Source organism: Neobacillus mesonae (assembly GCF_023715155.1).
GTDB classification, from domain to species: domain Bacteria; phylum Bacillota; class Bacilli; order Bacillales; family Cytobacillaceae; genus Neobacillus; species Neobacillus mesonae_A.
This window is the reverse complement of record NZ_JAMBNQ010000006.1, coordinates 124587-139744: the sequence shown is the minus strand read 5'-3', so window position 1 is coordinate 139744 and position 15158 is coordinate 124587. Positions and strand designations below refer to the sequence as shown.

The 15158-nt window shown below is 34.5% G+C and carries 12 protein-coding genes; 10 read left to right on the top strand and 2 right to left on the bottom strand.

The window, feature by feature from the left end; all coding sequences use genetic code 11:
* Positions 1-118: 118 nt before the first annotated feature.
* Entirely contained in the window at positions 119-1228 is a 1110-nt protein-coding gene (locus tag M3183_RS08410; RefSeq protein ID WP_251468443.1) for a class II histone deacetylase, read from the bottom strand.
* A gap of 186 nt (positions 1229-1414) precedes the next feature.
* On the opposite strand from M3183_RS08410, the gene M3183_RS08405 reads away from it, so the two are divergent.
* The 7 genes from M3183_RS08405 (at position 1415) to M3183_RS08375 (ending at position 9870) form a co-directional block, all read left to right on the top strand.
* Positions 1415-2128 (top strand): LuxR C-terminal-related transcriptional regulator, encoded by a 714-nt coding sequence (locus tag M3183_RS08405; protein WP_251468442.1) that lies wholly within the window; start codon positions 1415-1417, stop codon positions 2126-2128.
* A gap of 705 nt (positions 2129-2833) precedes the next feature.
* Positions 2834-4555, top strand: a complete 1722-nt coding sequence (locus tag M3183_RS08400) for a sensor domain-containing protein (RefSeq protein WP_251468440.1) — start codon at positions 2834-2836, stop codon at positions 4553-4555.
* Between the two features lie 208 nt (positions 4556-4763).
* Positions 4764-5771: a DnaD domain-containing protein gene (locus tag M3183_RS08395; RefSeq protein WP_251468438.1), complete on the top strand. Its 1008-nt coding sequence runs from the start codon at positions 4764-4766 to the stop codon at positions 5769-5771.
* Positions 5772-5912: 141 nt separating this feature from the next.
* A complete protein-coding gene (locus M3183_RS08390; protein ID WP_251468436.1) occupies positions 5913-6920 on the top strand; it encodes a dipeptidase in 1008 nt (335 codons plus the stop codon).
* 21 nt (positions 6921-6941) lie between these two features.
* Entirely contained in the window at positions 6942-8168 is a 1227-nt protein-coding gene (locus M3183_RS08385) for a DUF819 family protein (RefSeq protein WP_251468434.1), read from the top strand.
* A gap of 84 nt (positions 8169-8252) precedes the next feature.
* Positions 8253-8789, top strand: coding sequence for a helix-turn-helix domain-containing protein (locus M3183_RS08380; protein ID WP_251468432.1), 537 nt, complete (start codon positions 8253-8255; stop codon positions 8787-8789).
* Positions 8790-9306: 517 nt separating this feature from the next.
* The gene (locus M3183_RS08375; protein ID WP_251468430.1) at positions 9307-9870 is read left to right on the top strand and encodes an MFS transporter; all 564 of its coding nucleotides are present in this window, start codon (positions 9307-9309) and stop codon (positions 9868-9870) included.
* A gap of 671 nt (positions 9871-10541) precedes the next feature.
* On the opposite strand, the gene M3183_RS08370 is transcribed toward M3183_RS08375, so the two are convergent.
* On the bottom strand, positions 10542-11438 hold the full coding sequence (locus M3183_RS08370; RefSeq protein WP_251468428.1) for a LysR family transcriptional regulator: 897 nt from the start codon (positions 11436-11438) through the stop codon (positions 10542-10544).
* Positions 11439-11990: 552 nt separating this feature from the next.
* On the opposite strand from M3183_RS08370, the gene M3183_RS08365 reads away from it, so the two are divergent.
* The 3 genes from M3183_RS08365 to M3183_RS08355 are packed head-to-tail and all read left to right on the top strand — an operon-like array spanning position 11991 to position 15148.
* Positions 11991-13199, top strand: a complete 1209-nt coding sequence (locus M3183_RS08365; protein WP_251468426.1) for an ABC transporter substrate-binding protein — start codon at positions 11991-11993, stop codon at positions 13197-13199.
* Between the two features lie 54 nt (positions 13200-13253).
* Positions 13254-14126 (top strand): branched-chain amino acid ABC transporter permease, encoded by an 873-nt coding sequence (locus tag M3183_RS08360; protein WP_251468424.1) that lies wholly within the window; start codon positions 13254-13256, stop codon positions 14124-14126.
* Between the two features lie 11 nt (positions 14127-14137).
* Entirely contained in the window at positions 14138-15148 is a 1011-nt protein-coding gene (locus tag M3183_RS08355; RefSeq protein WP_251468422.1) for a branched-chain amino acid ABC transporter permease, read from the top strand.
* Positions 15149-15158: the final 10 nt, after the last annotated feature.

Genomic DNA, 15158 nt, shown 5'->3' with positions numbered 1-15158 from the left:
GGTAAAAATAAAAGAATAATAGAGTTTTAAGTAATGGCATACAGCCCGTTAAGAAAAATTTAGAATGATAATAAGGTAAGGAGAACCCTTTATTAGTTCTCCCCAACAACTTTCCTTATTAAAATTGCCAATAGGCAGACTGGATTTCTTTTACTATGGCAACATATTGTTTGTGGATATCATACAATTCATTTATTGGAAGTTCCATATAGGCTTCGGCAAAAGGGTCCTCCACATCTGTACGATGACCGCACAATTCTTCTACAATCGCAAGGGAACAGAATGGGACATACCCGGAACTATATCCACCTTCGTGACAAGCTACGAGTCTTCCATTACAATGCTTATCAGCTAGATTCATCATGAAACGTGTCATTTCTCTAAATCCATCTGCTCGTACCATCATTCTTCCGAGCGGATCAAACATACTAGGGTCCTGGCCAGCAGATATAAGGATGAGTTCCGGTTTAAATTGATCGGTAACTGGTCCAACAATTTCATAAAAGGCATGCATGTAACCAGCGTTTCCTGTGCCAGCTGGAAGTGGAATGTTAATCGTTTTTCCGATACCTTCTCCTTTTCCTGTGTGTTCTGCTTTCCCACGGCCAGCCGGATATAACTGTTCTTGGTGAAGTGAAATAAACAAGACATTTGGATCATCGTAAAAGGCTGATTCGGTTCCGTTTCCATGGTGAACATCCCAGTCTACAATCAATACCCGCTTTAATCCAAGTACATTTCGGGCATATTTGGCTGCAATGGCCACGTTATTAAATAGACAAAAGCCCATTCCTAAATCTGATTCTGCATGATGTCCAGGTGGGCGAGTTAAGGCATATGCATTATCCACTGTACCGTTCATAACTGCTTCTACAGCAGTAAGGGCGCCTCCAGCAGATAATAGGGCGATTTCATAAGAGCCTTTTCCAACTAAAGCTAATTCCCCTGCATCTCCAAATCCTATTTTACTTAACTCCTTCACCTTATTAATATAGGCTTCAGTATGATAAAACTTAACCTCTTTTACTGAAGCAGGGCGGGGTTCAATTTGATTTAATTTCTTCATTAGTCCACTAATCTCAACTAAATTTTTAAAACGACGTTTCGTTTCTGGGTTTTCAGCATACACGTCAGCTTGAACATATCCTCCTGAGGACAAATATAAAGCTCCAGAACCATTATCGTGCCAAAAATAACTTTCATCGCTGATAAATCCTGTTCTTCTCATACTATCCCTCCAGAAAAATGAGTTTTGTTAACTTTAATATTATTTAACTAGATTTGAAGCTGGATATCTATTACCCAACTGGATAATTTTTTGCACCAGGGGTATAAAAAATTGGAAAAATTGCAAATAATATTTTGCAATGGGCTGTACAATTTAATATAAGAAAATGATAAGTGGAGGTTTTTCATGAAAAGCACCATATTGACGGCTAATGATTTTGAAAAAATTATTCAGTTTTCAGCACGAATTGCTCGTCCAGCAGAGAATATTCATCTTAGCATTCAATATGAACTGGCAAACTGTTTTGGATATAATGAAACTATTCTTTGGTATGCCGATGACAATGGGAATCTAAGCGATCCAGTAAATTTTCAATTAAGTGATAAAGTTTTATATGAATATCTTGATGAATTTCATTACCATGACTATCTGCATCCTAAAAAAAACCCGGAATTGTTTCGAGAACGTAAGGCCCTGCGATTGGCTGATATTGTAACATTTGATCAGTATGATAAATCTCCATATTCTCGGTATTTAAAATCTTATGGTTATTACGATGAAATGGTTGTTGCACTTCTAAGTGATGGTAAATTTGTTGGTGCAATTGGAATGCCGCAGAAAAAAGAACATCCTGGCTTTTCTGAAAAAGATTGTATTCGTTTTCAATACTTATCTGATATTATTGCATCCGTACTTTTACATGAGCGGAATAAGGGGATAAATGATTCCTTGTTAACGGCGCGGGAAAAAGAGGTGGTTGAACTCGTAAAAAAGGGATATTCAAATCAAGTAATTGCTGATAAACTGCATATTTCAATAAATACAGTTAAAAAACACCTCATAAATATTTATCAAAAATATGAGGTTGAAAACCGGACTCAACTGGTGCAGAAACTGTAGTAAACTCTACTATAAGCTAGAACTAAGCATCTAGCACCGTCACTCAATTTTTTAATAAATTAGTGTATTATAAACTTTGGAGCGAGTACGGAAATATTGAGCTTCAATGAGTTCTTACCTTAATTGATAGGCTGGCCGACATGCCAAATCACTTTTCGCGAGCAACAAGTGATAGCTAACTATATAAAATAAAAATTTTTGAGTTTTGAGTGTAAAAAATACGCTAGTAAAGGTGAAAATTATTTATAAATAATTTTGTCTTTCTACCATTATCTGTCCAGACAAGTGGAGAATATAATACTATAGTTAGTTTAAAATGACCGAAACACTCACTAAATGTTGTTAAACCAGCAACTTGTGAGTGTTTTTTTGTAGATTTGAGTATTAGGACAAACGGACGTTTCGTGTAATAGCAGCATGAAGTAAACTCTTTTTCACAAAATATCCACAGACGCTAATTAAGAACTGTTTTAAAATGAGATTAATAATATTTTGTAAGTGAAAACAATGGAAAATATGTCCAAAATTATTCGTGCTAAAATTTACTTAAAACTAATTCAAAACCCATCTGGTTATTGTGGAAAATTCAAATTTTAAAATCAAACTGGTTCATTTTTAAGAATGAATCTAAAAGTTTCAAAAATGCAATTCATACATAAATAAACTTTTAATTACCGATGGTAGAAATTAAGGGAGTCGAGCAAAATGAATGTTGAAATCGAACTGGATAAAGCAATTAAAAAATTAACGGATATTGAATTTGCTTTAAATGAATCTTCTATTGTTGCTATAACAGATAACAGGGGGATCATACAGTTTGCAAATGATAAATTTTGCGAAATTTCCAAATACGGTAAAGAAGAATTAGAAGGCAGCAACCAGAATATTGTAAAGTCTAGTTATCATAGCAAAGAGTTCTTTAAGGAAATGTGGCGGACTATCGGCCGAGGAAATATCTGGAGGGGAGAAATAAAAAACAAGGCAAAAGATGGGACCTACTATTGGGTAGATACAACGATTGTCCCTTTCTTAAATGAGAAAAACAAGCCTTATCAATACATTTCAATACGTCATGATATTACAAAACTTAAAGAGTATGAAGAGGAAATCCGACGTATGGCATATTATGATGATTTAACCCTATTGCCTAACCGTAATATGCTAAATAAATGGATTGATGAGCGGTTTGTGGAAAATAATGAAGCTTATACAGTCATGTTTTTTGACTTAGACCGTTTTAAATCAATAAATGATAACTTTGGGCACCATATTGGGGATTTGATTCTAAAAGAGGCTGCAAGACGATTGCAAAACTGTGTTAGGCAGTGGGATTTTATCTCTCGTCAAGGCGGAGATGAATTTATCATCAACTTAAATGGGCTGTATGATAAAAAAGCAATCGTTTCTTTGGTAAAAAGAATCATAGACGAACTGAGTATCCCCTTTTATGTGAATGGAAAACAACTCACCATTACAACCAGCATTGGGATAAGCCGGGGCAAAATAAGCGGGACTATAGAAGATTTCCGAAACGGTTTTGAGATATTAATGAAACAGGCTGATAATGCCATGTACTATGCGAAAAAGGATGGCGGAAATACATATTGCTTTAACACAGAGAATCAATATAGTGAATTGGAAAGATATTATCAATTAGAACGAGAAATAAAAAATGGATATGAAAAAGGTGAGTTTCACATTGTCTACCAACCTTTGGTTAACTTAAAAAACAATCAAATTGTTGGTGTGGAAGCATTATTGCGTTGGAATAATACAAAACTAGGCGCAGTACCGCCAATAGAGTTTATTCCGATATTAGAAGAGCAAGGGCTGATCATTCCAGCAGGCAGATGGGTTCTAAAATCAGCATGTGAACAATTAAAGCAATGGCAAGAAAAAGGGATTGAACTTGAAAGGGTTTCGGTAAATGTGTCACCAGTTCAATTTAGAGATAAAAATTTTGTAAAAGAATTGAAACAAATTCTAAAAGATTCAAAGGTGCAACCACATTTTATCGAAATTGAAATTACCGAAGGAATGCTTTTGAATATAAAAGAATCATCCAAAACATTACATGAATTGAAAGAGCTGGGCATAAGAATTGCTATTGATGACTTTGGTACTGGCTATTCTTCTTTAAATTATCTAAAACTGCTGCCAATTGATACATTAAAAATCGATAAATCATTTATCGATGATTTAGATATGAACAGTGAGGTAATTGTCAACACTATTATCTTTATGGGGAAGCATTTAAAGCTTAACGTTTTAGCCGAAGGAATAGAAAGCAGTGAACAACTCTCATATCTTCAACAACAAAATTGCAATGAGGGGCAGGGGTACTATTGGAGTGAGCCTGTTACAGAGGAAGAGATTCAAAAGATTTACTATTCCAAAATAGATAAACCTTTAATAAACATAAGTTAATAAAAAACTCACGAATGTTGTTAAATCAGCATTTGTGAGTTTTTTTGTGGAGTTTTTTTAAAACAAAATTCTCACCAATCAAAAAGAGTGTTCTATTTTATCATCAAATATTCAACTAAATATAAAAACCAGCCTATCCTTTTACTAGAATCAATCATATATAAACAATGGAGAAGAATATTAGCAGTAGAAAGGATAGTGATTAATTATGGCTAAATTTAGAATGGTACGTACAGAGTTTTGGAAGAATCCGATGGTTTTGGAAGAGATGACCCCGGAGGATAAATATTTTTACCTTTATCTGCTCACGAATCCGAATACTACTCAAATTGGAATCTATCAAATAACGAAAAAACAAATGGCTTTTGATTTGGGGTATTCAATTGAAAGTGTTCAATCGTTAATGGAGCGATTCATTGAGCATCACAAGTTAATTCGTTATAATACCGAAACGAGAGAACTTGCAATTAAAAACTGGGGGAAAGATAACCTGTATAAAGGCGGAAAACCGGTTATGGACTGTATTCGTTCTGAATTAAAAGATGTCGAGGATCATTCGCTAATTCAATATGTTTCGGAATCCATACAAAGACAGGAATTTCGCAGCTTATATGAATCTTATTATAAAAATGAAAAGTGCTTTAGTGAGGAAGATAAAGATCTTGATGCAGATGATACATATTTAACGGAATATAAAGAACATGACGATACGTTCCTATGTCGACATACGATACGGGGGCAAAAAGAAAAAGAAAAACAAAAAGAAAAACAAAAACAACAACAAAAAAAACAAGAAGTTCTCTATCCAAATATAGATAATAATCCAGACATAGAGAACTCCCTACAAAGTAATCAAAAAAATGAAGATGTGAAAGAAATTGTTGAGTTTTGGGACGAAAATGGATTTGGGCTTACAAACATAAATGCGAAAGAACAGCTGTTATCTTGGTTAGATGAATCTCATTTTTCACAGCCAAAAGAGATGATTTTAAAAGCCATGAACATTGCGTGCGCCAATAACAAGCGAAGGCTGAATTATATTGCTGGGATTCTCAAAAATTGGGAGAATGAATCTTTACTGACCGTAGAAGAAGTGGATTCATATGATGATAGACAAAAGCCTATACGAAGCAAATGGCCATTTATCGAATTTCCTCCTGCAGGTAGAGCCATTCCAAGCGGATTTATACTCGATCTAACGGCTGGAGAAGAGTGATTGGATGGGCTGCAAAACGTGATGATTCATCTTTTTGACAAAAACAACTGAATATTATAATATATTAAATAAATTATGATATATTGTAATTTTCTCAATTATCAACGAACCATAAATATAAACAGTTGGGAGGGTTATTTAATGAAGGTTTTTGATTTACATTCAGACTTATTTACAGATATAGCATGGAGAACCAGCCTTGGAGAGAAAAATGTTTTTGACCGGATACATTATCCCAAACTGAAAGAAGGAGGAATCCAATCGATCATTTGTGTTTTTTGGGTAGAACCAAAATATCGCTGCCAGCCTTATGATAGATTTCAAAACTTATTGAAAAATGTGATGGGGGATTTGATTCACTCTAAGCATGCGGCCATTTCACATCCTTCTCTTGCTCAAAACGAAGAGAATACTGAGAAGATTAACATTTACTTAGGACTGGAAGGTTTGACTTTTATGGAAGGCTGGGAAGGTGAGACAACGGAGAAAAAAATTGAAGGCGCCTTCAATGTACTACATAATAATAAAATCATGCATTCGATTTTTGCTTGGAATGAACACAATTTTTTGGCAACTGGTACTGGAGCAGATCATTCAACCCAGCCGAGAGGGCTGACTACATGCGGACGGATGGCGGTTCAAAAGGCAAATGAAAAAAACTGGATTCTTGATGTATCACATTTAGATGAAACTTCTTTTTGGGATATCTATAATTCTAGTGAAAATCCTATCATAGCTTCCCATAGTAACGCCAAAGCTGTTTGTGATCATGAGAGAAATTTGACAGACAGGCAGATAAAGGCCATTGCTAAAAAAGGCGGGATTATCGGGTTAAATTCATATGGAGCATTCGTGGATTTGGAAAACCCGACTGTTGAAAAATTTATTGATCATGCTATCTATGTGGCTGAACTGGTTGGTACTGAACATCTAGCATTCGGCTTTGATTTTGTCGATTATTTAGAATCGTATGATCTTGGTTCAACGTTCAATACTGTTACAAAAGGCCTGGAGGATGCATCAAAAATCCCTCATCTTCTTGAAAGAATGAGTAAAAGGGGATTTACCAATAAAGAATTAGAAGCTATTAGTTTTCATAATGCACAACATTTCATAAAAAAAATGAAGAATCTAGCAAAAACCATATAAAGTAAAAGGGGAAGGTTAATAATGAGTAATACACTTATTCATGCAGATGACACCCTCATGTTATGGGGAATTATTGTTGTTTGGGCTTCTGTAAGCATCTATTTGGAACAGCGATATGAATGGGCTTCTAAAATATCGGGGGCTATTATTGCACTTATTGGCGCAATTGTTTTATCGAATACTGGAATTATCCCAATTGCATCACCAGTATATGATGCGGTTTGGTCTTATATTGTTCCATTAGCTATTCCATTACTGCTTTTCCATGTGAATTTCAAAAAGATTTGGAAGGAAAGCGGCAAGCTGCTGATTATCTTTCTATTAAGCTCTATTGGAACAGTGGCAGGTACAATTATTAGTTTTTATGTGTTAAAGGGTCATATTCCATATCTGGATAAAATCGGCGCCATGATGAGTGCTTCATACATAGGGGGCGGCGTTAACTTTGCCGCAATGGCTGCTAAATTTGAACCGCCTGGAGAAATTGTTTCAGCTGCGGTGGTAGCGGATAATTTAATGATGGCTATTTTCTTTGTGATTTTAATGATTATTCCTACACTATCATTTTTTAGAAAGTATTTTACCACTCCACACGTTCTTGAGGTAGAAAAAGGGGTAGGAATGGAAGAAGGGAAGACCCTTTCAGAAAGCTTTTGGACAAGAAAGGATATTTCCTTAAAAGATATTGCCCTTTCGGTTGGAACTGCCTTTTTACTAGTGATGGTTTCATTTAAAATAGCTGAGCTGCTAGATAAACTGATTCCTTCAGGTGAAAATGTATCGGCCGTTTCCAATTTATTAAATGGGCTTTTTGGGGACAAATATTTAATGTTAACGACATTAACATTTTTGGCTTTAGCGTTATTTCCTAAATATTTTGCGAAAATTAATGGCAGTCAGGAAATCGGTACATATCTAATTTATTTATTCTTTGTGGTAATCGGAATTCCGGCATCGATACCGCTTATTATTCAAAATGCACCATTATTATTATTATTTGTATTTATAATAGTAGTCATCAATATGGCTATCTCTTTAACCGCTGGAAAATTGCTAAAATATGATCTGGAAGATATACTCTTGGCCAGTAACGCGAATATCGGCGGCCCTACAACTGCTGCGGCGTTTGCCATTGCTAAAGGGTGGAAACAATTAATTGGACCTATCTTAGTAGTGGGTACATTTGGTTATATAATAGGAAACTATGTGGGTACAATACTTGGATTTTGGTTTTCCAATTTAATTTAAAATGAATAGTATGTGCTCACCCAGATAAATCACTGTTAATATATGGTGCAATTTAAGCAAAATAATTTGAACTGAGGGGTTCTTATGTTTGATGGTGCAAAAATTCGTATTCTGCGATTAGCGCAAAAATTATCCTTAAAAGAACTTTCAGAACGGTCTGGGGTAAGTACGAGTATGATAAGTCAAATTGAACGGGGAACAACTGATCCAACGCTCACTACCCTTTATAAATTGTGTAAAGGATTAGAAGTGTCTATTTCTTCTCTTTTGGAGAGCGACGAAGATTCAACACACATCATTCGAAAAAATAATCGACGAACCTTAAGGTTTCCACAGTCACATTCACAATATCAATTTTTGACCCCCATCTCAGAAGGAACTTTGGAAATGATTATGATTTATCTGGAACCCGGGCAAGAGGATACACAATTGGTTGAACATACGGGTGAAGAGTGTGGTTATATTTTAAAAGGGAAAATGACGGTTATCTTAGGGGATAAAGAATATATTTTACATGAAGGAGACAGCATTCGTTTTAAAAGTGCCATTCCGCACCGGTTTTTTAATCATTCAGAAGAAACTGCAATATCGATATGGGCCATGACTGGGAGAATTTTATAATTCGTAAAAAGGAAAATGATGACAAATGAATTAGCATTCGCTTGATAATGTCAAAATAAGACTCTATGTGTTTTAGATGGGGTCTTATTTTATTGTTTTATTTAAACGGACAGTTAGGAAGTGGCAAACTAATATTATATATCAATCATTTCATACAACACCATTGAACTTTCAAGGAATATCTGCTGGAATTCGAGCTTGCAAGAAGAGATAGTGTCATTTCGTTTTTGTGATATGGCAATTTGACGAGCTAATCCTATTTTTTGTTTTGAAGCCTTGAGCCATTTGGCTCAGAATGATGAATTCTTTAAAACTATATACTGTTATATATAATTATTTACAAATAAAATAGGAGTGTTTATAATTTGAATTATTGGAAAAATGGTAGCAAAGGGAATAATATAACAATTTTAGGTCATTAATTTAAAAAATACATAAAATTTGATAATTTTGTAACACATAATTTTGAGTTAGGTGTAAATCGATTGAAAATGTTCCGTACATAGGCATAGTGGGTATGCATAAACCAATCAATGAATTTATAAATGAATTTTTCTATGATGAGTTGAGTAATTTGAAGGTTCATTTTGAATTGTCACGAGATTGGAGCACAATCAGAAGTAATTGCGCTAAGTATTGTTTTATTGTTGAAAACAAAAAGGAAAGTAACCAAAAAATTACAATGAAAGGCGTTATAGAAGTCGTAGGTGATAAGACCCTTCTAATCGTTTCCTTCCTTGCCATTTTGTTTCAGCTCCTTGTATTTGCTACTGTATTTGGATTCACACCAGTTTATGCTCAAAGTTTAGGTGCATCAAAATTTGACATGGGCCTGCTAACTTTTTTCTCCACTGTCCCAATGGAGATTGCTGCATGGATTGGTGGTGGTTTTTTATCAAAACGATTTGGTGAAAAGAAAGTAATTATTGCTGGTTTTATTATCATTGGAATCTTTACAATTGTAATTCCTATTTTAGGGTATTTCCTTATTATTCATAACGCAGTCTCTAGCTGGTTTTGGCAGAGGGTTTGTCTCTCCGATTCTAATGGCTATGAGTATAAAGCATATGGATTCTGGTAAAAGAACTACTGCTATGGGTTTTATCAAGTAATCTATGGATTAGGTATGTTTTTGGGCCCTCTGTTTATGGGGATTATTGGGGATTGGCTAACTTTAGAACAAGGATTTATAATTCTTGGTCTATTAGGTTGTGTGACTGCTATATTTTCCTATTTTATGTTAAAACATATGGATGTAGTGCAAGTTACATATAAGCAAGAAGGAAATGTATCTGGTTAATCTTAGTTTTAGAGGATTTTGTTGAAGTATTTGTTATTAAAAAAATTTATTCGCGAACTAAGAATTTTACGCTTTTTGTAACATCTTGACTATTTTAAAATAACATAAGTTATTTAATTTTATTCTTTAACGAGCATTATATTTTGAAGTTTCAAGGTGGGCACCATGGCATTAATGCTTGGCAGGGTGAATTTTCCACTTAATGTTTGGGAGGACATCAATTCCTTTTGGTCCGCCGGTTTAGGGTAGCAATGGTCATCATACGGAGGATAATCAGTATGACAGCGACTACATGGTACCAGCATCCCACTCACTTGGTTTACTGGGACTAGCGTCGGATCTCTCAGCTAATTTTAAAGAAAGGCAACTAACCCAATTGGTGTTGCCTTTCTATGATTTTTGAAAAGTGAATGCGAAACTTGAGATAAGATCTAAGGGAAACGCTAGGTATTTTATAAATATAATGTTTTTGCAGTATTTTTAAAAAAATCAATAGAATATTCACGAAATTGTATAGCAGCTTTTGATAAGTAATGATTTTTATTCCAAGCAATACCTATTGTTCTTTTACAAACTGGTTTACTAATCCTAATTGGAACAATTTTAAAAGAAGCACCTTTAAGCAATGAAAGACTGGGAATAAAAGATATGCCAAAACCTAATTCAACTAATTGTTGCATAGCACTCGATTCCTCAAGCTCGATGGTTGTATTAGGTTTAAAGCCAGCTTCCATACAAAATTTGTCCGTAATATCCCTGAATCCATAACCTGACTGTAAATTTATAAAATTTTCTTCCGAAACTTCATCAAGATTAATCGATTCACGGTTTGCAAGTTGATGGTTAGGGGGGACAGACAAAAAAATTTCCTCTTCGATTAACGGAACCCACTCAATATCACGTCCTGATATAGGACTTGTAGATATACATATGTCTATTTCAGCATTTTCTAATAAGGATTTCATTCCTGAGGAAGATGCTTGATAGTGTTTTATTTTGACATCTGGGAAATTTGTTAAAAAATCTCCCAAAAATTTCGGCATTATATGTGGGAGCGTCATAGCTAATGATATTATTCCTCTTTCAAGGCTGTTCATATCATTTACTTGACGAATACCTTCATCTACTTCAAAAAATATACGATTAACTCGTGCTAAGAAAGTTTTGCCAAATTCATTCAAATGTATTTGTTTTCCTTGTCTGTGGAATAAAGGTGCACCTAGGTCATCTTCTAAACGTGAAATGGTTTTACTTAATGCTGGTTGTGAGATATTAAGCTCAGCTGCCGCTTTTGTCATATGTTCAAATTTTGCTGCTACTTGAAAATATTTTAATTGTAAAAGCTCCATTTTGAACTCCTTTATAAACTTAATTCTATATATAACCCATTATACATGAAATTAAATAAATAAAAGGAACAATTTGAAGATTTTAAAAAAACAAGTCCAATACAACTGAAATCATTATATTAAAAAAGTAGTCATGTAGAGATCTTTATTAAATTCAAATAATAGAAATTTTTCGCTGATATCAATTTAATACTTTAGGATTGGGATTAGAGTGAAAATTATAAATATATTGACATCTATTTAGGCATAATGGTATATTAAATTTAAATTATTAAACAACATATACAGTATGAATAAAAGAGAATATTAAGGCTGTTATTTACGTGGATTGATCAAAAATCAATCTAACTTTTAGTAAATAAGTCCAGCACTATAAGTAATTGTATTACTTTGTGCTGGGCTTTTTTATTTTTTAAAATTACCTTTCTTTTTTGAACTAAAAAAGGAGGCAGGGAGGAGGTACTTTTTAATGTGATTGTTTTATTATGATTCTATTATTCTCTAGTAATTGGAAGAAAGCGAAAAAATATATAATATAAGGAGATTGAACAGATGAAAATTAAAAAGTTCCATTTACAATGTCTTATTTTAATTGTTGCATTAGGGCTTGTTTTAGCAGGGTGCAGCTCTAGTTCTTCGACTTCTTCAACTTCTTCTGATTCAAATAGTGATAAAACAATTCGAATTGGAGCAATTTGGGATGTGACAGGCGCAGGTTCTGCATTAGGAGTACCAGAACGAAATGCTTTAAGAATGCTAGTAGAGAAAACAAATGAAAATGGAGGTATAAATGGGAAGAAAGTTGAACTGATTGAATCTGATAATCAAAGCAATGAAACGAAAGCGCTTACTGACGCGAAGCGAATGATTAGTCAAGAAAAGGTAGTAGCAATTATTGGGGGAGCCCAAAGTACAACATCACTTTCAATGGTACCAACTATCGAATCTGAAGGTGTTCCTTATATTTCAAATGGTTCTAATAGAGGTATTATTAATGGAAAAAAGTGGGCATTTCTTACACCTCCTTCTGATGAAGTCTTAATAACTACAATCTTAAAGGATGCACAAAAAAACGGAATAAAGAAAATGGCCATGATTCGAGTTAACAATGATTTTGGAAAATCAGGTGAGGAAGCATTTAAGAAAAATGCATCTAAATATGGATTAGAAGTTACAGGGGTAGAACAATTTAATGCGGATGCAAAGGATGTAAAAGTGCAATTAAACAAATTAATAACTGATAAACCTGATGCCTTAATCGTTTGGTCAGTCGTTCCTGGATCAGCAGCAGTAGCCAAAGATTTTTTTGAGTTAGGATACTCTGATAAGTTAAAACTCTATGCAAGTTCTGGAACGGTTTCTCAAAAGTTTATTGAATTGGCAGGTAAGGGTTCTGAGGGAGTCATTATGCCGACATATAAACTCCTTGTAGCTGATCAACTATCCAAGGACGATCCACAGTATAAGATAGTCACCGAGTTTAAAGAAGCATACGAGGCAAAATATGATGATGAACTAAGTCAATTTCCTTCGAACGCCGCTGATGCATGGTATTTATTAGAAGATGCAATAAAACGTGCAGGGGATAACGTTAGTCGTAAAACGATCAGAGACAATCTTGAATCTACTAAAGGTTTAGTTGGACAGATTGGTGAATATCAGATGACTCCTGATGATCATAATGGTTTGGATGGCAGTGGTCTCATTTTAGTAAAAGTTGAAAATGGAAAGTTTGTTCCCTACGGATATGAAAAAAAGTGATTCATTAAAAATAGTCACCTTTTAATAATAGAATAAGTTCAAAGGAGAGGTTAAATGAACATTGAGCAAGTTATTTTAACCGGACTAACAAATGGCTCAATCTATGCGCTTATCGCTGTCGGATTCGTAATTATTTACAACGTAACAGGGATTATCAACTTTGCACAAGGTGAATTTACAATGCTTGGTGCGATGATTGTAATATCATTTGTGGATTTCGGATTTAATATGATAACTGCGGCCATTCTCACAATAATCATTGTGATGGGGATTAGTACTCTTATGTATGGTCTTGCTATCTATCCACTGAAAAATACAAAAAATAGTTTAACGACTATTATGGTCACAATGGGGTTGGGTATTGTCATTACAGGTATTTCCTTATTAATTTGGGGTACAGAAGCTCGTCCTCTTGCCCCTTTTACCGGAAATCGTCCAATAACTTTTCTAAATGCCTCCATCAGCCACCAAGACTTATGGATTATTGGATCATGTGCAGTGTTAGTTTTGTTTATCTATCTTATGTTTGAAAAGACCTATTTTGGAATGGCATTCCGTGCATGCATGAGCAATAAAGAAGCTTCTAGATTAATGGGAATATCTACCGAGGTTATGGCTATGTTAGCTTTTGCCTTAAGTGCAGGCATAGGTGCTTTAGCTGGAATTGTAATGGCTCCTGTTACTTTTGCAGAATATGATATGGGGATGATGTTGTCACTAAAAGGTTTCGTTGCAGCAGTTCTTGGGGGCTTAACAGGTGCTCCAGCTGCCATAATCGGAGGATTTGTATTAGGAATATTAGAGAGCGTTGGCACTGGGTTTATTTCATCTGGGTATAATGATTTCATTGCTTTTGCAGCATTAATCATAATTATGTTGATAAGACCGAGTGGAATTTTGGGTCATAAAAGTATTAAAAAGGTATAGGGGGAGTTTGATTGAAAACCAAAAGCAATATAAAAGTACTAGGCATTATTGCTGTTCTTGTTGTTATATTACCGCTTGTAGTTCAAAACTCCTATCTTCTTCAAATATTCATTAACATTGGTTCGTGGACACTTATATCATTGGGGTTAACAATATTATTGGGATACGCGGGGCAAATTTCTTTTGCACAAGCAGCATTTATGGGGATTGGGGCTTATACTGCTGCAATAATAACTGTAACATTGCATTGGCCGCCTCTTCTTGCATTAATTACGACTGCTGTAATCTCATCAATAATGGCGTTTTTAGTAGGTCTACCAGTTTTACGCTTTAAGGAACACTATTTAGCTCTTATTACAATTGGTTTTAGTGTAATGGTTTTTGTACTTATGAACCAATTATCTGATATTACTGGAGGTCCTGGAGGTTTCATAGGGGTTCCGCCATTTTCAATTGGAAGCTTTGTTTTTAAAGGAGATATTGCAAACTATTACCTTATATGGGGAACTGTTTTAATAAGCATTTTTTTGATTATTAATCTTCTTTCTTCACGAATAGGAAGAGCATTAGAAACATTGCGAAGTAGTGAAATTGCGGCGAAAAGTATGGGAATCAATACTTTCTTATTAAAAATGAAGGTATTTATTTTTGCTGGTGTTTTAGCAGGAATTGGAGGAGCGTTATATGCCTTTCAACTATCCTTTATCGCACCAAACACATTTAATGTTTTAGAATCCATCACCTATTTAACTATTGTTGTTGTAGGAGGGTTGAGAAGTGTGTGGGGTGCTCTAATTGGAGCTATAGTTGTCACTGTTATTGAAAAAGGATTGACCCACCTTCTTCCATTAATTATTCCCGATGCAGGAGGGGAACTTGAATCCATTGCCTACGGGTTACTTCTAGTTCTCGTATTATTATTTATCCCTGACGGATTAGGCCCAACAATTGCAAAATCGTTTAAAAATAAAAGAAACATGACTAAATCTTCAAAATTAAAAACATTAGATCAATCAAATTAGAAATGGAGGG

Excerpts from the sequence above, each read along its gene's own strand:
- M3183_RS08410 (WP_251468443.1), bottom strand. The coding sequence starts at position 1,228 with ATGAGAAGAACAGGATTTATCAGCGATGAAAGTTATTTTTGGCACGAT.
- M3183_RS08370 (WP_251468428.1), bottom strand. The coding sequence starts at position 11,438 with ATGGAGCTTTTACAATTAAAATATTTTCAAGTAGCAGCAAAATTTGAA.
- M3183_RS08360 (WP_251468424.1), top strand. The coding sequence starts at position 13,254 with ATGAACATTGAGCAAGTTATTTTAACCGGACTAACAAATGGCTCAATC.
- M3183_RS08365 (WP_251468426.1), top strand. The coding sequence starts at position 11,991 with ATGAAAATTAAAAAGTTCCATTTACAATGTCTTATTTTAATTGTTGCA.
- M3183_RS08375 (WP_251468430.1), top strand. The coding sequence starts at position 9,307 with ATGCATAAACCAATCAATGAATTTATAAATGAATTTTTCTATGATGAG.
- M3183_RS08400 (WP_251468440.1), top strand. The coding sequence starts at position 2,834 with ATGAATGTTGAAATCGAACTGGATAAAGCAATTAAAAAATTAACGGAT.
- M3183_RS08385 (WP_251468434.1), top strand. The coding sequence starts at position 6,942 with ATGAGTAATACACTTATTCATGCAGATGACACCCTCATGTTATGGGGA.
- M3183_RS08395 (WP_251468438.1), top strand. The coding sequence starts at position 4,764 with ATGGCTAAATTTAGAATGGTACGTACAGAGTTTTGGAAGAATCCGATG.
- M3183_RS08390 (WP_251468436.1), top strand. The coding sequence starts at position 5,913 with ATGAAGGTTTTTGATTTACATTCAGACTTATTTACAGATATAGCATGG.
- M3183_RS08380 (WP_251468432.1), top strand. The coding sequence starts at position 8,253 with ATGTTTGATGGTGCAAAAATTCGTATTCTGCGATTAGCGCAAAAATTA.
- M3183_RS08405 (WP_251468442.1), top strand. The coding sequence starts at position 1,415 with ATGAAAAGCACCATATTGACGGCTAATGATTTTGAAAAAATTATTCAG.